This is a genomic window from Flavobacterium sp. FG19 (assembly GCF_057809475.1).
In genome coordinates this window covers 101,080-126,844 of sequence record NZ_JBMDKA010000004.1, presented here as the reverse complement: position 1 = coordinate 126,844, position 25,765 = coordinate 101,080, and the positions used below count along the sequence as shown (strand labels likewise).

Genomic DNA, 25,765 nt, shown 5'->3' with positions numbered 1-25,765 from the left:
ATTAAAAAAACTAAAATGAATAAAGAAGCTCGTGTACAATTTGTTATCGACAAATTAAAAGAACTCTACCCTACCATACCTGTTCCGCTTGATCATAAAGACCCATACACCCTTTTAATTGCTGTTTTACTGTCGGCACAATGTACAGATGTGCGTGTAAACCAGATTACGCCTTTATTATTTGCTAAAGCGGATAATCCGTATGATATGGTTAAAATGTCAATTGAAGAAATAAAGGAGATTATTCGTCCGTGTGGTTTATCACCAATGAAATCCAAAGGGATTCATGGTTTGTCTGAAATTTTGATTGAAAAACACAACGGAGAAGTTCCCCAGAGTTTTGAAGCGCTTGAAGCTCTTCCGGCTGTTGGTCATAAAACAGCAAGCGTAGTTATGTCTCAGGCGTTTGGAGTTCCTGCTTTTCCGGTAGACACGCATATTCATCGTTTAATGCACCGATGGAACCTTTCGAACGGAAAAAGTGTCGCGCAGACTGAAAAAGATGCGAAACGATTATTTCCAAGAGCATTATGGAACGATCTGCACCTGCAGATTATCTGGTACGGACGGGAATATTCTCCGGCCAGAGGATGGAGTCTGGAAAAAGATATTATCACCAGAACCGTTGGAAAAAAATCTATAATAGAAGAAGCTGCTAAAAAGAAGGCTTAGCAGCTTCATTATATTTACAAACTGCCTTTTAAGGCATTGTATTCATTTGTCATGTCCAGCGATCGGTATACTCCTAAAAGAGTTTTTGCCGCATCGGTATTTTTAGGCTCAATGCTAAGTGCTTTTTTAAGATACGGAATAGCGCTTCGGGCTACATCGTCTTTTTGGGCATTTAATTTATCGTACTTCTGCATTTCAGCCGCACTGGTTCCCAAAGATGAAATTTCATCGGCTAAATCTTTTTTAATCTGCAGTTTAAGATACGCCATATTGATATAGGCATCAATATAATTTGGATCCAGTTCTAAAACATAATTGTAAATAACCTCTGCTTTTGGATAATCCTTTTTTTCCATGTAAGAATACGCCAGGTTATTGTTTACATCGATTTTCTTTGAAGGAACTGACTCCGTTCTCGGCTTTTCATAAAGTCCCTGCTGAATAGCTGATTCTCTTGCTTTTGGCGAAATAAAAACATCTTCTTCTTTTGTTTTTTTATTGGTAGCCAGATACAAAACTCCTTTTCCAGAAAAATTGATCTTCTTTAAAATTTCATAATATTTAACAGCGGAGTCATAATCCTTGGCATTAATAGCTGAAGAAGCTGCATTGAACAGGTTTAAAGTGTCTTTTTTATCAAACAAATATACTTTGTAACTTTTCTCGGCACTTTCTTTGAATCTTTCCGCTTTAAAATCGGCCATAGCGCCATTAACAAGACTGGATTTCATTTCTTTTAAAGCAGCATTGGCCTTAACTGTAAATTTGAATTTACCGGATTCATTTTCGTATAAAAAAACATCCTGATAAGCCTGCGACGCCAGTGTGAAGTTATTTGCGGCATCTATATTTTTGACTGCCAGGTCTTTCAAAACATTTCCTTTTAAAAAATAATAATCGGATTTGTCTTCATCAGAAGCATTCAGTATAAGATATTCTGTTTTGTTTAATATTACCAAAGATTCCTGACTTTTTCCTTTATCGTACAAAGACTGTGCTTCCTTGATTTGTTCTTTTTGAGCCAACGCCCCTGCACTCATTAGCAGCAGGCATGACAGCATTCTAAATTTCTCTTTCATTTGCGGTTAAGTTTTTGGTGGTTAAATGATTCTTGTAGTTGTTTTGAGGCATAGTAATACAGAAAGATTTGCTGTCATCTCGAAAACAAAATAACACTCAAAGACTTACTTTCTCACTATTTTTTGATCAAAATATTTTCTGGTGCAAATATTTCTGTCAAAAATCAAATGAACATTAAAACTTAACAAACAGCGACTGGTAATTTTTCTTCATAATGTTTTTGGTTTTGGATTAGGTGTTGAATTAAAAGCTTTTTTATATCAAAAACATTCATTAAAGCTATTTTTGATAAATAAAAAATTACTTTTTAACTAAAATAAAATTAAAAACCAAATAAACACACAAAATTGAAACAAAATATTAAATTTTAACAAAACACAGACAAAACAGCAAAAAAAACTTATAAAAATAGGTACCGTATCAAACTTTCGAGCATAAAAAAAACTCACTATCTGTATCTGCATACAAATAGTGAGCTTTTAACCAAAAACGACCATTTGGTTTTTCTTTCAAAATAAACATCCGGCCAGAAAAGCGGGCTGTTTAATTAGCTATTATTTCAAAACTTTTATCTTCAATTTTCACAACTTTTAAGGCTTGTGAGTAACTTAGCAAAAAAGAAACTACTTCTTTTTTAGGTTTTAAATCTTTTGAAGCTAATGCTTTCTTTGAGTAAATTTTCGCCATACCATGAAAATGTTTTATTACAGTATAACGGACTTATATTCAAATTAGTATTAGCTGGTCAAAATAATTTGATGTTTGTCTATAATTTTTCTCAGATTCATCAGGGCATAACGCATTCTTCCTAATGCTGTATTAATACTTACATCTGTTAATTCCGAGATTTCCTTAAAACTCATATCCTGATACATTCTCATAATAAGAACTTCTTTCTGATCATCAGGAAGCTCTTCTATCAGTTTTTTCAGATCTACCTCAACCTGATCCAGGATCATTCTGCTTTCAATGTTTAAGCTGTCATCTGACATAATAGAGAAAATCGAAAACTCTTCGGTTTCTCTGTACATTGGCATTTTTTTGGTTTTTCGGAAATGGTCTACGATTAAATTGTGTGAGATACGCATTACCCATGGAAGAAATTTTCCTTCTTCGTTATAGGAATTGCTTTTTAAAGTTTTAATTACTTTAATGAAAGTGTCCTGAAAAATATCATTTGAAATATCTCTATCAGCAATCTTAGAATAAATAAATCCGTATATTTTAGATTCATGTCTTTTAATTAATGTTGCAAGGGCACTTTCATTGCCATCAACATAATTTTTTACTAATAGAGCGTCTGGAATATGCAGATCAGCCATAATACTACTTTTTTAGTTTTAATAATTGGAGTAATTTTCTAAAAAGTAATTTTATTGTATAGGCTTTTCTTTTTTGGAGTTATGTTAATATTGTGATCAAATTTAACAAATAATTATTTTATAAAACAAACAAATGTCATAATAATTAACAATAAATCGTTAAGTTTTTGGTTACAATGTTTTATTTAAGGGTATATTGTTAAAAAAACACCGCTTTTAAAAAATCAAAAAACAGTTGTAAAAAACTCATAATTAAACATTTAAGACATCTACAACTGTTTATTTTTTTATTCTGTAACACCTTCTTTTCTATTGATATACACGTACATAATCGACGTAGTATTTTTGAGGAAAAACGGAGTCATCTACTTCAGGACCTCCAAAATTGCCTCCAATAGCTAAATTTACAATAATATAAAATGGCTTATCGAATGGCCAGGTATCTTCATTTTTTACTTCAGGATTAAAGGTATATACGAGGGTAGTATCTACAAAAAAGGCTATTTTATCCTTATCCCATTCAATGGCATATACATGATATCCTTCTTCAATATTGGGAAATTCTGTCCTCTTGGTATTGATTGTATTTCCGTGACTGTCCTGCGTATGAAGAGTAGTATACACCATGTGAGGATCTCTTCCGATATATTCTAATATATCTATTTCGCCTGTTTTTGGCCATTTTACTTCATCAATATTAGCACCTAACATCCAGAATGCCGGCCATAAACCATGTCCTATCGGCAGTTTTGCCCTGGCTTCAATCCGGCCGTATTTAAACTCTTTTTTACCTTTGGTCGTGATTTTAGTCGAAGTATATTTTTCTCCTTCTTTTCTGGCTTCAATTACTAAATTCCCATCTTTAAACTCGTGGTTGTTTGTGGTATAAATCTGTCTTTCGTTATTTCCCCAGCCGCAAAGATTAGGACAGCCGTCTCCGGTTTCAAAATTCCAGACTTTTTCGTTTAAAGTTTTTTTATTAAAATTTTCTTCCCAAACCAGCTTCCTTTTAGTCTGCTGCGCAAAGGAAAAACTGCTGATCAATAAAACTAAAATTACTTTTTTCATGCTTTTATATTGACGTTTAAAACATAAGAAGGCCAGTCGCAAAACTGACCTTCTTACTAAAATTCCTAATTAATTAACCTATTGATAAACTCTCACATAATCAACCTCCATTGTTGACTGTGAAAAAGCACTATCAATATTACCTCCCATATTACCTCCCATAGCAACATTCAGAATTATGAAAAAGCCGCTGTTAAAAGGCAGTGATGCGTTATTCTGCACCGTATGTATTAATACATCATCTGCATATATTGCTATTGAAGCAGGGCTCCAGATTGCTTTATAAACATGAAACTCTGTTGAAACATTTGGAATTGTTTTAGAGCCGGTATCGGCAGTTCCACCTGAACGTCCAGGATAGTGCAGGGTTCCATGAACAGTGTTCTGGCTGTTCCCTACATGTTCCATGATATCAATTTCACCACATTCCGGCCATGTTTTTGTTGCATAATTTTGTCCCAGCATCCAGAGAGCCGGCCATGTACCGCCTCCGGAAGGCAGTTTGGCACGTATCTCAACTTTTCCGTAAGTGAAAGAATATTTACCATCTGTTTTAATTCTGGCAGAAGAATACTCTGCTCCTCCTGAAGATTCTTTCTTAGCGGTAATTTTAAGAAATCCACCCTGAACTATTACATTAGAAGCTGAATTGGTATAATTCTGCTTTTCATTATTTCCCCAGCCGCCATCACCTCTTCCAAGATCATAGCCCCATTTAGCAGGATCCGGTGCACCGTCAGTATCAAAATTTTCTTCCCATACTAAGTTGGTATAATCTGTCGTTGGATTTTGATTTGGAGGTGTCGTAGTAAAAGTATGATACCATGCCAGTGCCGGGTTTCCTCCCATTACTGCTCTTACTACCATACGGTTAGCGGTAAGTGATAAAATCTCGTAAGAGCTTTGACCAATATAATACCCCATAAATCCGCCGTCAGAGAAGTTCATTGTTGTTCCTCTTGTCTGCTCGGCATGTTTAGGATTTGCCATTACAACTGACTCAGAAGGACTTAACGAAACTGTTTTCAGTCCACCCGGATTATAACTTAAACACATGTCTTCTGTTAAACCTGATGCTCCTCCAACACTTCCAAAATCTTTATTAAAGAATGTGGCACCGCCATTGTTTAATTGGAATTTAAGCTGATCACCATCCAGTGAGAAAGTCAATTCGTTATCATATAAACAGCTGCTGTTTGGAGAGGCTGCTTTTTCAAATGCACCCGCACTGTAGTAATTAGGGAAGAAATTTTTCGTTGCATCTCCGTCATTTTGTCCTACACCAAGATGGCCTGGCTCTGCTGCTGCCCAATACCATTTTTTTGTTGTTCCTCCTGTCAATAACTGTACAGCTTCTTCATCACTAAAATCACTTTGTACCTCAACATCAATAGTTGTACTCGTTGCTATTCCTCCTTTTCCGGAAGCAATTACAGTAACTGTATAAACATTAACACCCGTTTTGGTAAATCTTTTTGTGAATTTTCCTGTTGGAGCACTGTCTGAACCACCATCCGGATAAACATATTTAAACGAAATAGCTCTGTCTGCAGTTGCCGTGAATTTTACAATTCCAGATCCATCTCCATAAGGAGCATCAGCTGTTTTTCCAACAATTTCTGCAGTTACCTGCAGATTTGTTGGTGTATCTATTGATCCAAATGTGTAATCATCTTTCTGACACCCCATCATCAAGACAATCGTAAATAAGGATACTATCTTTATAATTATTTTTTTGCTCATGATTTCTTGTTTTAATTGGATTGTTTTATATCATCAAAGTAATAAGCCGCTCCGGTTCCGGTTTGTCCAAAATCAGGAAACAATATCACTCTGTCATACTTAATGCTTGTATCGAAAGAAGCGGCACTTGTAAGATCAAATGTCAAAACTTCCCACGCATTGGTTGTGGTAGTCGCTGCATGAACTTCAAAATTTACACTTGGATTTCCGTTTCCATCTTTTGGAGAGGTTGAAAGCTCCATTTTATATAAGATATCAGCTCCCGCTTTTGGAGACCATACCAGTACTTTTACTTTCGTACCTTTTGTAAAATCTATCGTATTTTCTAAGTTTAAACTTGCTCCTGCCCAGGTTTCTGCACCATTCTTTTTATCCAGTTTTACTACTTTATCAGAAAGATTCAATCCGGTTTTATTAGGATTTGTAACTACTGAAGCATCCAGATTTCCAAATCCGCCCCATGAATAAGTCAAATCCGCCGATTCAAAATCAAGTGGCAATGCAATTGATTCTGCTGCCGTTTTATAGAAATAAATGTTATCCAGATAGACATTCTTACCTGCCGGTATTCCTACTAATTTCAATTGGAATATATCATTAACAGTCATCCCCTGACTTGTAAATGCTGAAATAGGAATTTCTAAACTTGTCCATTGATTCAATGTCAGATCGCTTGTCACCGGTCTTTCTATCGGACCTGGTTTGATCAGAGATATTTCAAGTTTGTCTAAATCAGCAGTCCATACGTCCACGTGTAAATATTCCATTCCCGAAACATCAATCGTAACATTATCTGCCAGTGCAATTCCCTGATAATTCAGATTTGTATAGTTCAGCATTTTATCTCCATTCAGGTCAAATTCAGAATAACCAGTTGACTGTCCCCAGTTTGGATAGAAATTAGTTCCGGCAACGTCTGTATATTTTGAACTGTAAATCGAAATAACATCTCCTGCCTGTCTGCCCGGCTGCGCCGGTGCCGATGTGGTTGGATTCAGTACTAATTTGGCCGTAACTTCTTCAGTATGCTCAGTAGTCTGAATAGCGGCACTTTTGGAAACCACTCTAATTGTATAAACTCCCGGTGCCTGATAAGTATAAGAAACAGCTTCTCCATTATTAGCCGAAACCGGATCAGGATGTCCTGCTTCTCCAAAATAAACATCATAAAACAAAGCAAAATCAGCGGTTGCTGTAACAGTTATTTTATTAGAAACTAACAAATCGTTTGTTACTACTACTACTAAATTTTCCGGGGCTTTGAATGAAACTACTACTTCTTTTTCAACTTCGGTAGTTTTTCCGTTTAACCCTACTGCTATAATTTTAGATTTATAAACCCCTTCTTTATAAATATGAGAAACTGTTTTTCCAGTATCAAATAAATCAGAAACCGGACTTCCATCGCCAAAATCAACTTTATACTGTGTTGCTCCTTCTCCTTTTGGAAGGAAAGTAACTTTTCCTGTATTATCCTGTGTTACGGTTGTTAAGGCCGAAATATTGGCAGGAGCCGCTATACCATCTAAATCAATATCCAGATCATCGTTTGCACAGCCAATCATAGCGGCTAAAACGAATAGATTTATTATATAATATATTTTTTTCATAATTGCTGTTTTTTAGTATCCAGGATTTTGTGCCCAGTTTCCGTTTGCAAACTGAATTTCTTCAATAGGAATCGGGAATAATTCGTTTTTATTCGCTTTAAAACCGTCTATTTTTCCAGCAGCCGTTCCAGTTCTCACCAGATCAAAGAAACGATGTCCTTCTCCAAAAAGCTCCAGTCTTCTTTCTGCTAAAATATTATCGGTCAAAGCAGCGCCCGATGTTGCAACATCATGATTTGTATCACCAAAAGCGCGTCTTCTTACTAAATTAAGATAGGTTCTGGCTTTCCCATCATCAATTCCTCCTCTGTTATAGGCTTCTGCAGCCATTAAAAGCACATCAGCATAACGAATAGCTCTGTAATTGTTTGGGTTTGTTAAATTTAAATCTCCCTGAGCTTCATCGCTTCTTTTTCTTGGAAGGTATTTTCTATTAAAGAAACCGGTATCTTCATTTCCTTTTCCGAATTTAATACCATTACCATTATCGTAAGATGCATTAGCTTCTGCCCAGGCGTTGATGTCAAGAATAGCTACATCTTTACGTTTATCACCTGATTGAAATGCATTTGCTGATTCCTGAGTTGGAACATTGAAACTATAACCTGAAGAAAATAATGGCCCTGAATAATTACGAATACCATTAAAACCTACTGCTACGTTTCCTTCACTACACTGCAGACATGGAAATCCTGCACCTTCTACATCTGTGTACTGAATTTCAAAAACAGATTCTGAACCGTTTTCTCCTGCAGCTTCAAACATTGCATTATAATCTGTAACCAAAGAATATTTCTGTGATGTAATCACGGCTTCTAATGCCTGAGCCGCCTGAGCATATTTATTTTGATACAGATATGCCTTTCCTAACAATGCCTGAGCAGCACCTTTTGTTACACGTCCTTTTTGAGATGCATTTGGAGATAAATTTTCAGACGCAAAAATCAAATCAGCCTCTATTGAAGCATACACTTCCTGAACTGATGAACGCGGTATGATTTTTTCATCTCCAATTTTAAATCTTGCATCTCCTTTCATCGGAATTCCGCCAAACCATTTAACTAACTCAAACTGATAATACGCTCTTAAAAAACGTGCTTCTGCAATGACCTGGTTTCTTCCTTCAAAATCTGTCTTATCCTTAAATTCAAGAATATAATTTGCTCTCTGCACACCGGCAAACATCCAGTTCCAGATGTCTTTTAAGTTGCTGTTTACTGGTGTATGGATCATATCATCAATCTGCTGAAAACCAATAACGTCTGTTGGACTTTCTCCGCCGCAAAGTGTATTATCTGAAGCAATTTCTCCTAATAAAACATTTACATACGAAGCCTGAAGTAAATCGTAAGCTCCAATTAAAGCGTTGTCATATTCTTCTTTCGAATTAAAATAATTCTCGGAATCTATTGAATATTCCGGTTTTGGATCTACAAACTCATCTGAACATGAAGTACTCACGATGGAAAACAGAGCCAAAGTTATAATAGGTATAAATAAATACTTTTTCATTTCAATTTAAATTAAAAATTAACGTTTAAGCCCAATAAATAAGTTCTTGGGATTGGATAGAAACCATAATCAATTCCTCCTCCAATTGGAGCTCCGTTTGAAGCACCCGGATCAAAACCTTTATATTTTGTAAAGGTGTAAAGATTATTTACCCCTGCATACAATCTTAACTTAGAGATTGCGGCTCTTTGAGATATTGCCGGGTCCAATGTATAACCAATCTGTACATTCTGAATTCTAAAATAAGAAGCGTCTTCAATAAAATAGTTTGAAAAAACATTATTTGTTGTAGCACCTGTCGTTACTCTCGGAGTCGAATTACTTGTACCAGGTCCCGTCCATCGGTCTAAAACATAATTCAAACGATTGGCATCAGAAAGTGTTCTTTCATAATTACGCACCATGTCATTTCCTACAGATGCAAATGTAAACACAGCAAAATCAAGTGCCTTATAATTCAATTGCAGATTAAAGCCCATGGTTGCATCCGGAATTGGATCACCAATATTAGTTCTGTCTTTTGTATCTATAACGCCATCTCCATTTACATCAACATAACGAATATCTCCGGGTGCTGCATTTGCTCCTAAAGCTAATTGCGAAGGGTGCGCATCAATTTCTGCCTGATTCTGGAAAATTCCATCTGTTTTGTATCCATAAAAATACCCCATAGGTTTACCTATTTCCATTCGTGAAGGAGCCGGCTGTCCTACACCAAAAGCACCTCCTTCAAGAAAACCTGTTCCGTTGTTTACTTCTGTAACTTCATTTTTAAGGAAAGTTACGTTATATCCCACACTAAAAGAAAATGCGTCTGATAGTTTCTCTTTATAATCGATTGAGAATTCAAAACCGGAATTTTTTACCGTACCTGCATTTAAAGTTGGGGCACTCGCACCTGGTGCACCTGTACCGTTAATTCCTGAAACCGGAATATTTGGTATGAGCAGATCTTTTCTGGTATCAATAAAATAATCAGCTACAATAAATACTTTGTCATTTAATATTTTTAAATCCAAACCAACGTCAAATTTTTGAGCTTCTTCCCATTTTAAATCCGGATTTGGCGTTTGTCCATTTGCTGTTCCGTTAACTAAAGTCTTATCGAATACATAAGTAGCTTCACCTGTTAATAATCCTAAATAACCATAGTTAGGAATCTGGTCGTTCCCTAATGTACCATAACTGGCTCTTAGTTTCAGGAAATTAACAAATTTAGGCTGTCCGAAAAAGTTTTCGTCAGATACGACCCAACCTGCAGTAAAAGAAGGAAAGTAACCTACTTTATTCCCTGGACCAAATCTTGTAGAAGCATCTCGTCTGATCATGGCAGAAAGCAGATATTTACCTTTGTAATCGTACTGAAGTCTTCCAAAATAAGAAAGTCTTCTCTGATCATATACATATGAGCTGTTGGTCAGCGTTTCTGATGTTCCTTTTGTTAAAGAAATATCTGCATTTTCCCAAAGATTATTTGGTACATCAAAACCGGTAGCATAAAGACCATTACCCCATTGTTTGTAAATCGTTGTTCCTAAAGTCCCGGTAATATTATGTGCATCTGCAATTTTTGCATTGTAAGTACCAAAAAGGTCAAATGAATAATCATTATCATTTACAGCTCCTTGGGTAACGGAACTTCTTTGTACATCAAAAACTTTTCCGCCGTAGCTGATTTTTTTTCCAAAAACTCTGGATTCACTATTTGAAGTATTAAAACCTATTGAACTTGATAATGTAAAGCCTTTGAATAGTTTAAAATCCAGACCAAAATTACCATTTAACTTTTTGTAATTGTAATCATTATACGTGTTGGCAATTTGTGCTAACGGATTAATAATTTCAGTTCCTAAACCAGCTGTACTCGGCACTAAAGTAAAAGTCCCGTCAGCATTATATGGTTTTAGGGTAGCCGGAACGTTTAATGCATTAAAAAGAACTGATCCTAAACCATTTTCGTTTAATGTTTTTCTGGTAAAATAAGTGTAGATAACATTTGTTTTTAGTTTGATTCTGTCGCTTAAATCTGCTCCTAAACCAATTCTGGCAGTATTTCTTAAAAAACCTGATTTATCACCGCCAACGATACCTTCCTGATCTAAGTGAGAACCACTAACAGAATAGGTAATTTTTTCGGATCCTCCCGAAATAGTCAAATCATTACTGATTATGGGAGCCTGCTGAAAAACTTCATCCTGCCAGTTAGTTCCTTTACCAAGTGTACTAACATTTGGATAAGGCAAATCTCTTCCTCCATTAGCATAACTTTCATTTAAAAGCAATGCATATTCTGTAGCATTTAAGGTTGGCAGCTTTCTTGATGTTTCCTGAAAACCTGTATAACTGTTAAAAGAAACTTTAGTCTTAGAATTTTTTCTTCCCATTTTGGTCGTAACCAAAATAATTCCGTTTGCTCCAATAGTTCCGTAGATTGCAGCCTGAGCATCTTTTAAAACAGTAATGGTTTCAATATCGTTAGGATTTAATAAACCAAAATCTCCAACATAACCATCAATAATGGCAGTTGGGCGGTTTTCACCATTTGTAGCAATACCACGAATACGAATATCCAGCGGCGCACCAGGTGCTCCTGACTGTGTCGTTACATTAACCCCTGAAATGGTTCCCTGTAATGCCTGCTCAACACGAACCGGTTTTAAAACATCAAGTGTTTTACTGTCTACTACAGAAACGGCCCCTGTAACCTCTCTTTTTTTCTGGGTACCATAACCAATAACCACGACTTCGTCAAGTGACTTCGCATCGTCGGCCATTTTTACAGTCATCTTAGTTCCGGAAACTACAACTTCCTGTGTTCTGTATCCTATATAACTGAATACAATTGAGGTTCCTTTAGGAACATCGGTTAGTTTAAAAGATCCGTCGAAGTCTGTGGTTGTACTTTTAGACGAATTTTTAACTTTTACATTCACGCCTGGCAATGATAATCCAGAAGCATCAAGCACTGTTCCTGAAACGTCCAAGTTCTGCGAGAAAGCAAAAGATGTACATAACAGCAGTACTGTTAGTAATAATTTAGATTTCATAATTAGTTAGTTTTTATTGATAGCTAAAATTATCTGTTCCCATTATCAAAACGACAAAATTAACCTCAACAAAAAACATACATCATAAAAAAAATCAACCTAAATTTTACATTTCATAAAATAAACCCCTAAATAACTATAATTTACGAATGTTAATTTATTTAACATTTACACTGGGATTTCCCAACAAAAGCTTAATGTTGTGGTAATGTATAGTTTTTTTTTGTCGTTTTTTGGAATACTATACAGCCAGAATATACTCTACTAAACCGTTTTCGTGCTGCAAATCCATTTTTTTACGCAGTCGGTACCTCTTTATTTCTACACTACGGACTGATATATTAAACAAAGGAGCAATCTCTTTTGACGATAAATTCAAACGCAGATACGCACATAAACGCAGATCGTTTGGTGTTAAGGCGGGATGCATCTGTTTGATTCGTTTCAAAAAGTCTTTGTCGGCATTATCAAAAGCTTCTTTAAAAACATTCCAGGAATCTTCTTCAGTAATATTTTTGTTAATAGTACTAATTACCGATTTGATATTGGAACTGTCGTTTTGAGCTGTTTTCTTTAAGTCTTCCTTAATAAAAGCCAATAATTCATTTTTACTGTTGAGACTCATTGTCGAAACAGCCAGCTCCCGATTTTTATTATCCACATCTTTAGAAAGCTGTTCGTTTCTCAGTTTCATTAACTGCTGTTCATTTTCCAGCTCTTTTATCTCTAAAAGAAGGTTGTTTTCTTCAATCAATTTTTCTCTTTGTTTCTGATAATAATTCCGATAAGCCTTATTCACAAAATAAGCCAGGGCCAGCATTAAAAGAAGATAAATAAAACAGGCCAGATTTGTCAGGTACCAGGGTTTTAAAACCACAAAGGTATACACCGCCGTATTGGGCAGGATGGTATTCGCATATTTGGCACGTACCCTGAAAGTATATTTTCCGGGAGAAAGATTCTTAAAATTTATGGTCGCTTTTGTACTCCACTCACTCCATTCATTCTGAAATCCTTCTAACAGATACTGATATTCTGAATTGATATATTTATTGTATTCCGGTACAGTATAATTGAGTGTTATATTATTTTCATCAGAGCGAAAACTTCCTTCATTTTGAATACCAACATTCTTAAATGTTTCATTTTGTTTATTAATGGTAATATCGGTTATATAAACATTGTAGTTTTTAAAACTCAAATCATCAATATTCAGCGTATAATATCCGTCTGTCGTTCCTATTAAATATGTTGATTTGGAAATCTGGGTAATATTTTCGTATCCCAGCATTGAATTGGTCAGCGACGAAGGAATTGGAATTATATTTTCTTTTAACTGGCTGCTTAATTTACTGGAAGAAAAATAATGAATGTAATTTTTAGAAAAAAGCCAGATTTTATTAGACTTATCTACTATTAATTTTCCGGATGTGTATTCGTCTTTTTCGAAGATGGTACTTAAAACCGAATCTTTCTGAAATTCTCTGGTTACGGGATTTAATTTAAAAATCCCGCCTTTATAGGCATAATAAACGGCATTATTAAACGTAGTCAAACTGGCGCTGTTTCCTTTTTCAGGGTATTTATAGGCATAAAAGTTATGTGCTTTTGCCAGGGATTTATCCAGTCTCAGCCTGAAGATTCCTTTGTATTCATGACTTATATAAACTTCAAGGTTCTTTGTAATTTCAAAATAACGGGAAGAATAATCAAATCCCTGAATTTTATTTCTGAAAACCCATTGATTGTTTACTTTTTCTAAAACCGAAATGCCATAATAATTTCCCTGAATCAACTGATTCTTGTTACCGGGAACAGGTTCAAATTTCCAGGTTCCGGAAGCCGAAAAGATACTTCTGGCTGCTTCATCAGTAACGATATAAGTTCCGGTATCGTGACCACAGAAAAGCGTATCATTATAAACAAAAAGTGACCAGACCTGGCCTTTGGTACCGCTTATAAATTTAAAATCTGATTTTTTATGCACAGGTTTACAAAACAACCCCTGATTGGTTCCTATATACAGTATTTCGTTATGAACAGCTGATGCATAAACGGTTCCTAAAACACCGGTATCATCAGTAAAACTATGAACTGGTGACTGAACATTAATACAGTTAATTCCATTGTCCAGCCCAACCCATAAATTCTGGTCTTTATCTTCAAAAAGTGATAAAGCAGTATTATTACTTAATCCTTTACTCTGTGTCAAATGGTACTTAAGTTTTCCTGTATCCGATAAAATAAAAATTCCGTTAGATACCGTTCCCAACGCAAAACTTCCGTTCTGAAGAGGCTGACTGCTGTATACAAAACTGGATTTTAATTCTGTATCAACATCTGTCACCATCCTTGTCAGGGAATTTCCGATGAGTTTATAAATCCCGTCCAGCTGCGTCTGAATTAACAACCCGTCTTCTGCCGATAATACATTGGCAATAGTAAATTTCTTTACAACAGGATTATCCGAAACCAGTTTGGTTTTTCCGCCTTCAATTTCAAAAAGACCTTCTTTTAGAGTCTGGAAGTAAATTGCATTTTTTGTCACAAATGACTTTACCACTCCATTTTTAGGTGCTATAATATTAAACTTTCCTGTTCGGGTATCATAAATATAAATTCGGTTCAAAGACTGAAACAGGATCCATTGATCGTATTTCAAAATGTTCCAAAACTGTTCATCGTCCAGAATTTTGCTTTTTATACCGTCGCTGAGTGATCTGTACTTTAGTTTTCCATCTGCATTTCTGGTCCAGTAACCAAAATTCATATAAGTGCCGGTATACACTTTACTCCCAATTACTTTTACGGAACGAATAATCGTTTCATTAGGGGCCGGATATAACTGCCAGTTGGTTCCGTTATATTCTAAAAGGCCGTCATTGTTAGCAAAATAGAGATAATTCTGGTCGTCCTGTGAAATCATCCAGCTCTGATTTCCGGCTCCGTAAACAGATGTGGAATATTTTACAATAGGAGGAAGTTCCTGTGAAAACAGCAGGAAATTCAACAAAAACAATAGGGCAGACAGTTTTGTTTTCAAATTGGTATCGGGAATTAAAATAATACTAAAACAGTTCTAAAGTAGACTATTTTACAGTGAAACAATAATTTTTCGTCAAAAAAAACAGGCTAATAATCAAAGCCTGACAACTGCATTCTGTTAAAATTTGGAACAATGCACTTAACAAAATTCAAATCAAAATTGATTACTTTTGTCAAAATTGACTATTTATATGCAAATTGATCTTTCTACACTAGACCCAAAGCAGAATATAATAATAAAAGGAGCACAGGTACATAACTTAAAAAATGTAGATGTGGCTATTCCCCGAAATAAACTGGTAGTGATTACCGGGCTTTCAGGGTCAGGAAAATCAAGCTTAGCTTTTGACACTTTATATGCTGAAGGACAGCGGCGTTATGTGGAAAGTTTATCATCGTATGCCCGACAATTCCTGGGGCGTTTAGACAAACCAAAGGTTGAATATATAAAAGGTATCGCACCTGCCATTGCCATTGAGCAAAAGGTAAACACAACCAATGCCCGTTCTACTGTTGGAACTTCTACTGAAATTTATGACTACATCAAACTTTTATTTGCCCGAATTGGAAGAACTTACTCTCCCGTTTCCGGACAGGAAGTAAAAAAGAATACGGTTACCGATGTAGTCAATGATGTAAAAACACTTGAAATTGACAGTAAATGGCTGCTGCTCGCCCCTATCCATCTGGAAGAAGGACGTCAGCTCGAAGATAAACTCAAAATACTCCTACAGCAGGGTTTTGCCCGAATTCTGGTTGAGAATGAAACGGTTCGTCTGGATGAATTTTCTCCCGAAAATATTCATCAGCTGGATAATAAAGACATACTTCTTATTATTGACCGTATTGTAGTTAAGGAAGAAGAAGAATTTTACAACCGCCTTTCAGATGCTGTACAGACGGCTTTCTTTGAAGGAAAAGGGATTTGTTACCTGCAGGAATTAGGCACTAACAAAAGATTCTCTTATTCTAATAATTTTGAGTTAGACGGCATTACATTTCTGGAACCTAATGTGCATCTGTTTAGTTTTAATAATCCGTATGGCGCCTGTCCGGTTTGTGAAGGCTACGGAAATATTATAGGAATCGATGCAGATCTGGTCGTTCCCAATACCTCACTTTCTGTTTTTGAAAGCGCTATTTACCCGTGGAGAGGTGACAGCATGAGCTGGTATAAGGATGAATTGGTAAAACATGCTTATAAGTTTGATTTCCCTATTCATAAACCTTATTTTGAACTTACCGAAGAGCAAAAAGACCTAATCTGGACCGGAAACCAATATTTTCAGGGACTTGATGATTTTTTCAGGGAACTTGAAGAGAAAAATTATAAAATACAAAACCGTGTTATGCTTTCCCGCTACCGTGGCAAAACCAAATGTCATGCCTGCCGCGGCAAACGTTTACGTGAAGAAGCCTCGTATGTTAAAATTGGTGGCAAAACAGTTTCTGATTTAGTTGATCTGCCAATTAAACATCTGGTAACCTTTTTCAAAAACCTGGATTTAAATCCATACGAACAGCAGATTGCCAAACGTTTGATGGTTGAGATTAATAACCGTTTATCATTTTTAACAGAAGTTGGACTGGATTACTTAACCCTGAACCGAAATTCGGCTACACTTTCCGGAGGGGAATCACAACGTATTAATCTGGCCACTTCATTAGGAAGCAGTCTGGTAGGTTCGATGTATATCTTAGACGAACCTAGTATTGGTTTACACCCTAAAGATTCTGAACGATTAATTAAAGTTTTACTATCCCTTCGTGATTTAGGAAATACTGTTATCGTGGTAGAACACGATGAAGATATCATGAAAGCGGCTGATATGATTATTGATATTGGTCCTGAAGCAGGAACTTTTGGAGGTAAACTCGTAGCCCAGGGCACTTATGAGGAAATTTTAAAATCAGATTCTCTGACTTCTCAATACCTTAGTGGCGAACTGGAAATTTCTGTTCCCAAGAAAAGACGAAAGTATAAAAACCATATTGACGTTATCGGTGCAAGGGAAAATAACTTAAAAAATATCAACGTAACCTTTCCTCTCGATGTTCTCACAGTCATTACAGGAGTATCAGGAAGTGGAAAAAGTACCCTGATCAAAAAGATCTTATTCCCTGCTATGCAGAAAAAGCTCGAAAATGCAGGTGAAAAAGCGGGACAGTTTACTGAATTATCCGGATCTTTTTCGCAGATCAAACATATTGAATATGTGGATCAGAATCCAATAGGAAGAAGTTCCCGATCAAACCCGGTAACATACATCAAAGCATACGATGATATTCGGGATCTCTATGCTAAAGAAAAGCTGTCTAAAATAAGAGGTTATCAGGCCAAGCATTTTTCTTTTAATGTTGACGGAGGCCGATGTGAAACCTGTAAGGGAGAAGGCTCCATAAACGTTGAAATGGTCTTTATGGCCGATGTTTCGCTGCCTTGTGAAACCTGCGGCGGAAAAAGATTCAAAAAAGAAATCCTGGAAGTTACTTTTGATAACCAAAACATCAATGATGTTTTAACCATGACCATTGATGATGCAATTGCTTTTTTTGAAAAAAACAAACAGTCAAAAATTACGCAGAAATTACAGCCTTTACAGGATGTTGGTCTTGGATATGTACAATTAGGACAGTCCTCTTCTACCCTTTCGGGCGGTGAAGCACAACGTATTAAACTGGCATCATTTCTTGTAAAAGGAGCTACCAAAGACAAAGCATTGTTTGTGTTTGATGAACCTACAACAGGACTTCATTTTCATGACATCAAAAAATTACTGGCTTCATTTGACGCTCTGATCGAAAAAGGACATTCTATCATCGTAATTGAACATAACCTCGATTTAATAAAGTGTGCCGACTGGATTATTGATTTAGGTCCTGAAGGAGGAGAAAACGGAGGGCGTTTACTTGCAGCGGGAACACCGGAAGAGATTGTTAAAGTAAAAGAGTCTGTAACCGGAATTTACCTGAAAGACAAATTATAAAAACAACTCTGAAAACAGAATAAAAAAACAGCCCTAAATTACTTTTTTCTGATGTAATTTAGGGCTGAATTATTTCTTTTAATTAAAATGTTTAAGCAACTAAACATTTTTCTTCAAAAGGGAAACCATCTTCGTCAATGGCTACTAGTACCTTTTTTTGTTTGGAAGCCTCTAATGTTAAATACAGCCATGCGAATGACCATAATCCGAGGGTTAAACAAAAAATCATGAAATTCAGACTGTGGTTAACTACTTTTCCTCCTTTAGAAAGAACCGCAAAAAGTAACTCATCATTTCTCTCTTCTAATACGAATCCATTATGAACTTTGTTAGATATCATATTGGAAAACACTTGTACACTTTGTTCCTGACTTAGCTTATTGCTTTTCATAATCATTTGTTTGGTTTTGTCTGCATATTACTACTTAAAAATTTAACAAATTGAATGGGGGTGCTTCAATGTCAATATATACTTTAACCTCCCTGTTTACCGGCATTTGTAAAACATTCTTACGTTTTTCAGTAAAAGTGGTGTTAAAAAACTTAATCTAAAGTTAAATTTAATATATGGATTTACAAAATAATTGCAGCAAAACTTTAAGATTACCTTCACATTTTCAATATGTTATAAAAAATACTAACTTTTATTCTTAATATTAAAAAAAGGAGGCTCATAATCGCTTTTTAAATAATCAGGCGGAATAGTGGTAGTATTTCCGTCTCTCAGAGCACCGTAATGAGGTGACATAATCTCAATTCCGGCCGCATTAAATGAATCCTGAATGTTTTGATGCAGGGAAGAATAAATCCGCGGCTGTTTCGTAGGCTCTTTTGTGTAAACATTAATCTGATAGGAAACATAAAAATCATCCAGACTCGTCTGCAGTACAAAAGGTGCCGGCTCTTTCTGGGTCATATCCGTTTTTAAAGCGGCTTCAATCAAAGCTTTGTGAATCTCTTTCCACGGAACATCATATCCAATAGTAACAGTGGTATGAATAAGAAGCCCCTCTTTAGATGCTTTCGTATTGGCCGAAAAGTTTGTAGAAGTACTGGACAGTATCGTAGCATTCGGAATCGTGATATCTTCGAATTTAGGTGTCCGGATCCGCGTAACCAAGGCTGTTTTTTCGATTACTTCACCGCTCACTTCTCCTATTTTAATAAAATCTCCAATTTTAAACGGACGCATATAGGTGATTACCAATCCTGCCACCATATTGGCAATCGCATTAGAGGAACCCAGTGAAAAGAGTATCCCGACAAACACAGAAACCCCCTTAAAAATATCGGAATCTGAACCCGGCAGGTACGGAAAAATGATAACCAGCATAAAGGCAAACATCAAAAAACGTATAATATTAAAAGTCGGCATTGCCCAATCACTGTAAAAACCGTCGATTTTGATGTTTTCCTGCTTTATTTCATCGAAAAAGAATTTTATAACCCTTATGCTGTATTTGAAAATAATAATGATTACCAGAATGGTTATAAGACTGGGCAGAAATCCCACAAACCCCATGACAGCAGATTTAGCAGGTGTAAGGATCCATTGCAGTAAAGTAGTTGTATACGCTTCTGTAGCGGGAAAAATACTGAACAAAACAGGTAGAGAAAGATATACAATAAAAACTAAAGTAATTATCTTGACCATATTAAACAGCCTCATGACCAGGACCTGCTGTCTGTGGGCAGTAAGAAACCTGATATTGTTATATTCGACTCCTTTAAAGTACCGGTCACTGTTTTTTAAAATAAAAAAACGGATACGGTTAAATATTTTTCCCGTGACAAACAATATCAAACCAATGATAAGAATCAAGAATACCGTATACCCCGCTCGCTTTGGAAGCTGGGAATAGTTCTGATTCTGGTATACAACCGCTTTTTGAATCAGATCTAAATTTCGTTTTGCAATAAAAGCTGCGGTTTTATTTTCTGCTTTGGCATCAGCCTCAAATACAGACATTATAATCAAATCGCCCTTATAAGTAATGTCCTGCGAAACTTCAGACGGAATAATTTTTAACGAATCTCTTTCAAAAAAAGAATCTTCATAAAGTTTCCTGATTTTTTCAGTAATAGCTTTCGCTCTTTGCGGAGCAGAAAACGAACCCACTTTATGGTATACGTAAAAAAGAGTGTCTTTAAAAGGAACAACCGGATAGCTTTTTGATTCTTCCCGAACCCCTTCTTTGGATAAACCATTGCCTATCCTCCCCTGAGCAAAGGAATCTGAATAGAGCGACACAATAAAAAGTACTAGTAAACAAAGTAATCTATTTTTCATATCCAGTTAAAAATAAGTTAGTTACACTTTATTTCTAACAAATATAAAAACAAAACAGCTTCGAAATTAAATAAGCCGCATCTGAATTAGATCTTACTGAATTTTAATTCCTATTTTTTTAAAGATGTTGTTGATTACACTGTTAATATCCGGAGAAACAGCAAACCTGTAATTCAGATAAACGTACAAAATAGTTACTAAAACCGATTTTAAAGCGATTCCAATTAACGGGTAAAGCGGAAATTCCCAAAAATAAAACACCAAAAACAAGGCAGCCGTAAGTATCAGTGAATATAAATTTTGTTTTGTAAATGGGTATAAATCCAGTTTCTTTACAACAAAAAGCAATTTGGCAAGGCTGTAAAAAGTAATAGACAGTAAAGTTGCAAATGCCGATCCCATAATACCAAAATACGGTATAAAAATTACATTTAAAACAAAGGTCAAAACCACCAGTGCCAAACCTAAAAATAATACGGTACGATAATATTTGGTATTAAAAATAATAGCATTGTTGTTCCCAAGAATCAAATCGAAATATTTTGATAATCCTATCATAAATACAACAGGAATACCTCCTCGGTAATCCTCCGGTACTATTTCGTACAGCTGATCAATGTTTACAAATATGCAGAGCATTACAAATCCGCCCACAATCTGAAGGTTAATGGAAGTTTTTTTGTATAACGCATTCAGTTCATCATGCTTGTTTTCATGCATTAATTTTGCGGTAATTGGATATACAATCTGATGCATGGCACGGCTTGGAACCGAAATTACCAGTGCAATATAAGTTGCTACTGAATAATAAGCAATATTCTCAATCTGCATATACTGGTTCAGTATCAGTTTATCACCGTCCAGAAGTAAATTAGCAACACTTCCGGAAAGAATGATATAAAAAGTATACTCCATGACGCTTTTTACATTTTCGGGAATTGTAATCTGAAAATTAGGTCGCTTGATATAAAAAGCATAAAACATGGTTACTATAAAGGCCAGAAAATAAATAGCCGCCGTTACATAAACAAACTGAACCAGCGAAATCCAGTTAAAATACAATCCGACCAAAGCAACAGTAGAAAGCAGTCTAAGCCCGACTTCTTTTATAAAGTTTCCAAATACAGAATGCATATGAACCCTCGCCCAGGCATAGAATATTTCAAAATACGCCATACAAATTCCAATAAAAGGAATCAAAAGCATGAACTCCCTTACTACCGGGTTTTCTTTAGAAACAAAATCAGTTATATCATCGTAGAAAAAAATACCAATAATCCCCAGAGGAATACACATCAAAATAGGAAACAGAGCTGTAAAGGATAAAAACTGCTCTCTTTGCTCCTCAGTTTCGTACTGCGAATAAAACTTAACCAGCGTATTCTGCATCCCAATAGCAAACAACGGCATAATAACATTGGCCGCCGATGTAATGTAGTTTGTTAACGCATAATAAGTAGCACCTAAAAAAACAGGATATAAATAAAGGGTATTGATAGCGCCAATGGCAAAGCCTACATAGGTAATTACGGTGTTTTTAAAAGACTGATTTAAGACAATGCCCATTTTTATATTTTAGGTTGCAGACCTCCGGTTTTTTATTAATGAATGATTAGATTTGGGTATCAGCCCTGAATTAACTGTACTAATTGTTTAGTTAGATTTTTTCTTGAATACTGCTGTAAACCAACACCGTTAGCCTGTAATTTTCCTTCCAGAAACTGATTATAAAAGTCCAAAATTACACTTTTTAACTTCGCTTTTTCTGAATAATCGAAAAATACTCCTGTATTGGTCTCTGTAATAATATCTGCAAAATCAGAACCTTCTGGTCCAATAGCGATAATAGGCCTGTTAGACACCATATATTCAAACAATTTACCCGGAAGAATACTTTTAGTATCTTCTGAATTAATTTCTATTAAAAGCAAAACCTGAGATTTCTTTTGATGCGCTACAGCCTCACTATGGGAAACATATCCCAGGAAATTCAAATAGTCATTAAGCTGAAATTCTGTAATGGAATCCAGAACTTCCTGACTAACGGCACCTATCAGCTTAATCTCTAAGTGCGCTTTAAAATCTGGAATTTCCCTAAGCAATTCCAGAAGACATTCCCATAAAAATTCAGGATTTCTTTCCGATAAAAACGATCCAATATGCGCCAGGGTAAATTTAGTATCCAAAGACTGTTTTGCAACATTTTCTATATCATAGCCATTGGTAATAACCGAAATAGGTTTATGGGTAATAACCTCAAATTCAGCTTTTGTAGTTTTACTTGTTACGATAATAGTGTCAGCGGTATTCAGCACTTTATGTTCCAGGTTTTTATGCTTTTTAGCAGCATAACCGGACAAACGAAGCGCTTTGTGATAACCAATGGTCGTCCATGGATCCCGAAAATCGGCAAACCATTTCACATTCAGTTTTTCCTTTAATTCGAGACCAATTAAGTGCAGACTGTGCGGCGGACCGGAAGTTACAATGGTATCGATCTTATTTTCTTTAATGTATTTTTCGAGATAGGAAACGGAAGGTTTTACCCAAAAAACCCTGGCATCCGGAATAAACAAATTTCCCCGGACCCAAAGAAAGGTTTTATCTAAAAAAGTCTGCTTTTTCTGGTGCGGAAAAATGCCCGAACTAATTTTCTTAGTTTTATTTTTTGAAAAAACAGAAGCCAGCTGATACGGTTCCCAGATTTTATTCTTAAGAACAATCACCTTATCTGATATTTCACTTACCAAACCTTCATCAACTATTGGATAAGTTGGGTTTTCAGGAACATAAACAATGGGCTGGACACCAAAATCCGGCAGGTATTTTACAAATTTCAACCAGCGCTGTACTCCTGGTCCGCCTGCTGGAGGAAAATAATACGTAATAATTAAGAGCTTTTTTTGTTCCAATGAAAATCAATTAATATTTAAAGTGTAAGCCGGAGCTGATTACTGAGACTGCTCACTAAACTTCTTTCTTTCGAAATAAATACCTCCAGCAAGAAGCAGAATCATTCCAACCGAGCTAATAAGATTTATAGTTCCTCCGGTTTTTATAACCTGAGGTTCAAATTTAAACTCTATCGTATGTTTACCTCCCGGAATTTCCATTGCTCTTAAAACATAATCGACCGGAAAATGATCCGTTAACTGCCCGTCTATGTATGCATTCCATCCGTTTTTATAATACATTTCAGAAAAAACAGCCACACCGTCTTTTTCATTATCAGACTTATATTTGATATAGTTGGGTTTGTATTCCACTACTTTTATGGTTCCTGTGGTATCCCATTGTTTTTTCATTCTGGCATTTCTAAATTTACTTTCATGTTCATGAACATTAAAAACGGCCACTTTTTTGGTATCAATATGATTCAGTGCTTTCATCACATCATCTGGTTTATTAACCAGTTTTATAGTGCTTACAAACCACGCATTCCCGTTTGCATCTGGATTTATAGCCGGAATTGGATTTCCTTCTTTATCTGCCTGAATAACATACTTCACATTTAACATATTAAGTATTTCCAGATTATTTTTTGCAATCTGATAGTCATACAGCTGCTGCATTCTTCTTGGTCTTACAGCGCTGTAACCACCGATTGTTTTATGAAAATAAGACGACCTTCCCTGAAGCTGTCCCTGTGGGTCAAAAACACGATAAACCGAAGTATCTTTTAAAATCTCAGAATCAGCTGGTGTTTCCTGAAATGGAGCGGCTATCTGAACCGGACTCACAAAGTCTTTAGCCGAAACATATTTTTTATCTACAAAAAACAAATCAAAAATCATTAAAACAGCTACTATGATTAAGGCTGTATTCTGCGAAAATTTATTTTTAATAAACAGCCATAAAACACCAAATGTAACTACTATAAAAAATCCTGAACGAAGTAAATCTGCTGAATACAAAGACATTCTGTCATCTCTTAATGCATCCACAAAAGCAGGCCCGTAACTCTCCAGGAAATATTTATCACTCATTCCCGTAAAGTGAAAAGAACTTTTGGCAAATACTAAAATCAGTAATATTCCAATTCCAAAAACTCCCGTCTGTAATAACGCTTTCTGCTGCAGTTTAGGATTGTCTTTTGCTTTAAAAAAAGACTGCAGTCCCATAACAGCCAGCACCGGAAAACATAATTCTAAAATTACCTGAATAGAAGATACAGCCCTGAATTTATCATACATAGGCACATACTCTATAAAAAAGTCTGTTAAGGAAGAGAAATTTTTACCCCATGAAAGCATCAGGGTAAACAAAGCCCCTGAAAGGAAGACGTATTTAATTTTTCTTTCGTCGATACAAAGAGCTAAAACTGCCAGAAAGAAAACCACAACCCCAATATAAGCAGGTGCCGAAACGATAGGCTGATCTCCCCAGTAAGTTGGCATTGCCGACACAAAATCAGCAGCCTGGCTTGGCGGAACGCCCTGCTCCAGCATAAAAGAATACATTCGGCTGTCGGTTCCCACGTTTTCGTGGCTTGAACCTCCAAAAATTCTTGGTGCAATTAAATTTAAACTCTCTGCTATTCCATAACTATATTCCGTAATATAGTCGGTAGTCATAGAAGCTGTTGTTTCATTTTTAGATCCGTCCGGATTAAAAGTCAGCTCACTTTTATCACGAATACTGTATTTAGCATATTCACTGGTTGCCAGTAAATTGGCTGCATTCGCCCCAATAGCAAAAATTCCTGCCACCACAAGGGTACCAACGGAAATTAAAAGAGGTTTAAATTCTTTGTCTTTTATAAAATTAAAAACAAAATAACCTGAAAGAATCAATAAGAAAATCAACAGGTAATAGGTCATTTGAAAATGGTTGGCATTTACCTCTAATGCAACCGCAAACATGGTGAGTAAACCTCCCCGAATATATTTTTTCTGAAAAACGAGTATAAAACCGGCTATAACCAGCGGCATATAGGCAATAGCATGCGCCTTAGCATTATGCCCTACCCCCAGAATGATAATCAAATAAGTTGAAAAACCAAAAGCAACTGCTCCTATAAAAGCTTTTAAAGGATCTGTTTTTAAAACCAGCAGTAATCCGTAAAAACCAAAGAAATACAGAAATAAATAATCAGCCGGACGTGGTAAAAAACGCAAAACATCATCTATTTTTCCAACAAAATCATTCGGATAATTGGCTCCTAACTGATAAGTAGGCATTCCTCCAAAAGCCGAATTGGTCCAGTAAGGTTCTGCCTGTTCTGCAGCCCTGAAGTCATTTTGCTCTTTGGCCATTCCGGTATACTGGGCAATATCTGACTGGAAAATTTGTTTTCCCTGAAGTACCGGATAAAAATAAAGTAATGAAACGAGAATAAAGCCCAGAATTGCCAGGGCGTGCGGATAGAATTTATTTACTATTTTCAATT

Annotated in this window: 16 protein-coding genes; 2 read left to right on the top strand and 14 right to left on the bottom strand. The window is 35.8% G+C overall.

Features of this window, described 5'->3' with window-relative positions:
• Positions 1–15 precede the first annotated feature (15 nt).
• Positions 16–672, top strand: a complete 657-nt coding sequence (locus ACODST_RS05880) for an endonuclease III domain-containing protein (protein ID WP_488931185.1) — start codon at positions 16–18, stop codon at positions 670–672.
• 14 nt (positions 673–686) lie between these two features.
• Here the strand turns inward: ACODST_RS05880 and ACODST_RS05875 are convergent, their stop codons facing one another.
• The 9 genes from ACODST_RS05875 to ACODST_RS05835 form a co-directional block, all read right to left on the bottom strand.
• The gene (locus tag ACODST_RS05875; protein ID WP_488931184.1) at positions 687–1,751 is read right to left on the bottom strand and encodes a tetratricopeptide repeat protein; all 1,065 of its coding nucleotides are present in this window, start codon (positions 1,749–1,751) and stop codon (positions 687–689) included.
• Positions 1,752–2,295: 544 nt separating this feature from the next.
• On the bottom strand, positions 2,296–2,439 hold the full coding sequence (locus tag ACODST_RS05870; RefSeq protein ID WP_165608771.1) for a hypothetical protein: 144 nt from the start codon (positions 2,437–2,439) through the stop codon (positions 2,296–2,298).
• Between the two features lie 50 nt (positions 2,440–2,489).
• Complete coding sequence (locus ACODST_RS05865; protein WP_488931183.1) at positions 2,490–3,074, bottom strand: RNA polymerase sigma factor; 585 nt, start codon at positions 3,072–3,074, stop codon at positions 2,490–2,492.
• 309 nt (positions 3,075–3,383) lie between these two features.
• On the bottom strand, positions 3,384–4,142 hold the full coding sequence (locus ACODST_RS05860; RefSeq protein WP_488931182.1) for a glycoside hydrolase family 16 protein: 759 nt from the start codon (positions 4,140–4,142) through the stop codon (positions 3,384–3,386).
• A 78-nt stretch (positions 4,143–4,220) separates the two neighbouring features.
• Positions 4,221–5,885 carry a family 16 glycosylhydrolase gene (locus ACODST_RS05855; protein WP_488931181.1) on the bottom strand — a complete coding sequence of 555 codons (1,665 nt, stop codon included), beginning with the start codon at positions 5,883–5,885 and terminating at the stop codon, positions 4,221–4,223.
• Positions 5,886–5,896: 11 nt separating this feature from the next.
• Positions 5,897–7,495, bottom strand: coding sequence for a hypothetical protein (locus tag ACODST_RS05850; protein ID WP_488931180.1), 1,599 nt, complete (start codon positions 7,493–7,495; stop codon positions 5,897–5,899).
• Between the two features lie 12 nt (positions 7,496–7,507).
• The gene (locus ACODST_RS05845; protein ID WP_488931179.1) at positions 7,508–9,007 is read right to left on the bottom strand and encodes a RagB/SusD family nutrient uptake outer membrane protein; all 1,500 of its coding nucleotides are present in this window, start codon (positions 9,005–9,007) and stop codon (positions 7,508–7,510) included.
• A gap of 11 nt (positions 9,008–9,018) precedes the next feature.
• Positions 9,019–12,054: a SusC/RagA family TonB-linked outer membrane protein gene (locus ACODST_RS05840; protein WP_488931178.1), complete on the bottom strand. Its 3,036-nt coding sequence runs from the start codon at positions 12,052–12,054 to the stop codon at positions 9,019–9,021.
• A 241-nt stretch (positions 12,055–12,295) separates the two neighbouring features.
• Positions 12,296–15,097, bottom strand: a complete 2,802-nt coding sequence (locus ACODST_RS05835; protein WP_488931177.1) for a triple tyrosine motif-containing protein — start codon at positions 15,095–15,097, stop codon at positions 12,296–12,298.
• 193 nt (positions 15,098–15,290) lie between these two features.
• Here ACODST_RS05835 and uvrA point away from each other — a divergent pair, with 193 nt between their 5' ends.
• Complete coding sequence (gene uvrA / locus ACODST_RS05830; RefSeq protein ID WP_488931176.1) at positions 15,291–18,086, top strand: excinuclease ABC subunit UvrA; 2,796 nt, start codon at positions 15,291–15,293, stop codon at positions 18,084–18,086.
• 91 nt (positions 18,087–18,177) lie between these two features.
• On the opposite strand, the gene ACODST_RS05825 is transcribed toward uvrA, so the two are convergent.
• From ACODST_RS05825 to ACODST_RS05805, 5 genes are all read right to left on the bottom strand, one after another.
• Positions 18,178–18,477 carry a hypothetical protein gene (locus ACODST_RS05825; protein WP_488931175.1) on the bottom strand — a complete coding sequence of 100 codons (300 nt, stop codon included), beginning with the start codon at positions 18,475–18,477 and terminating at the stop codon, positions 18,178–18,180.
• Between the two features lie 246 nt (positions 18,478–18,723).
• Positions 18,724–20,376: a mechanosensitive ion channel family protein gene (locus ACODST_RS05820; RefSeq protein WP_488931174.1), complete on the bottom strand. Its 1,653-nt coding sequence runs from the start codon at positions 20,374–20,376 to the stop codon at positions 18,724–18,726.
• Between the two features lie 93 nt (positions 20,377–20,469).
• A complete protein-coding gene (locus ACODST_RS05815) occupies positions 20,470–21,942 on the bottom strand; it encodes a lipopolysaccharide biosynthesis protein (RefSeq protein ID WP_488931173.1) in 1,473 nt (490 codons plus the stop codon).
• Between the two features lie 59 nt (positions 21,943–22,001).
• The gene (locus ACODST_RS05810) at positions 22,002–23,288 is read right to left on the bottom strand and encodes a glycosyltransferase family 4 protein (protein ID WP_488931172.1); all 1,287 of its coding nucleotides are present in this window, start codon (positions 23,286–23,288) and stop codon (positions 22,002–22,004) included.
• Positions 23,289–23,327: 39 nt separating this feature from the next.
• Positions 23,328–25,763 (bottom strand): YfhO family protein, encoded by a 2,436-nt coding sequence (locus ACODST_RS05805; protein WP_488931171.1) that lies wholly within the window; start codon positions 25,761–25,763, stop codon positions 23,328–23,330.
• Between the last annotated feature and the right edge of the window lie 2 nt (positions 25,764–25,765).

Bases quoted from the DNA above. Each gene is read 5' to 3' on its own strand.
- ACODST_RS05875 (WP_488931184.1), bottom strand. From the start codon at position 1,751: ATGAAAGAGAAATTTAGAATGCTGTCATGCCTGCTGCTAATGAGTGCA.
- ACODST_RS05870 (WP_165608771.1), bottom strand. From the start codon at position 2,439: ATGGCGAAAATTTACTCAAAGAAAGCATTAGCTTCAAAAGATTTAAAA.
- uvrA (WP_488931176.1), top strand. From the start codon at position 15,291: ATGCAAATTGATCTTTCTACACTAGACCCAAAGCAGAATATAATAATA.
- ACODST_RS05840 (WP_488931178.1), bottom strand. From the start codon at position 12,054: ATGAAATCTAAATTATTACTAACAGTACTGCTGTTATGTACATCTTTT.
- ACODST_RS05860 (WP_488931182.1), bottom strand. From the start codon at position 4,142: ATGAAAAAAGTAATTTTAGTTTTATTGATCAGCAGTTTTTCCTTTGCG.
- ACODST_RS05850 (WP_488931180.1), bottom strand. From the start codon at position 7,495: ATGAAAAAAATATATTATATAATAAATCTATTCGTTTTAGCCGCTATG.
- ACODST_RS05825 (WP_488931175.1), bottom strand. From the start codon at position 18,477: ATGAAAAGCAATAAGCTAAGTCAGGAACAAAGTGTACAAGTGTTTTCC.
- ACODST_RS05880 (WP_488931185.1), top strand. From the start codon at position 16: ATGAATAAAGAAGCTCGTGTACAATTTGTTATCGACAAATTAAAAGAA.
- ACODST_RS05820 (WP_488931174.1), bottom strand. From the start codon at position 20,376: ATGAAAAATAGATTACTTTGTTTACTAGTACTTTTTATTGTGTCGCTC.
- ACODST_RS05865 (WP_488931183.1), bottom strand. From the start codon at position 3,074: ATGGCTGATCTGCATATTCCAGACGCTCTATTAGTAAAAAATTATGTT.
- ACODST_RS05845 (WP_488931179.1), bottom strand. From the start codon at position 9,007: ATGAAAAAGTATTTATTTATACCTATTATAACTTTGGCTCTGTTTTCC.
- ACODST_RS05815 (WP_488931173.1), bottom strand. From the start codon at position 21,942: ATGGGCATTGTCTTAAATCAGTCTTTTAAAAACACCGTAATTACCTAT.
- ACODST_RS05855 (WP_488931181.1), bottom strand. From the start codon at position 5,885: ATGAGCAAAAAAATAATTATAAAGATAGTATCCTTATTTACGATTGTC.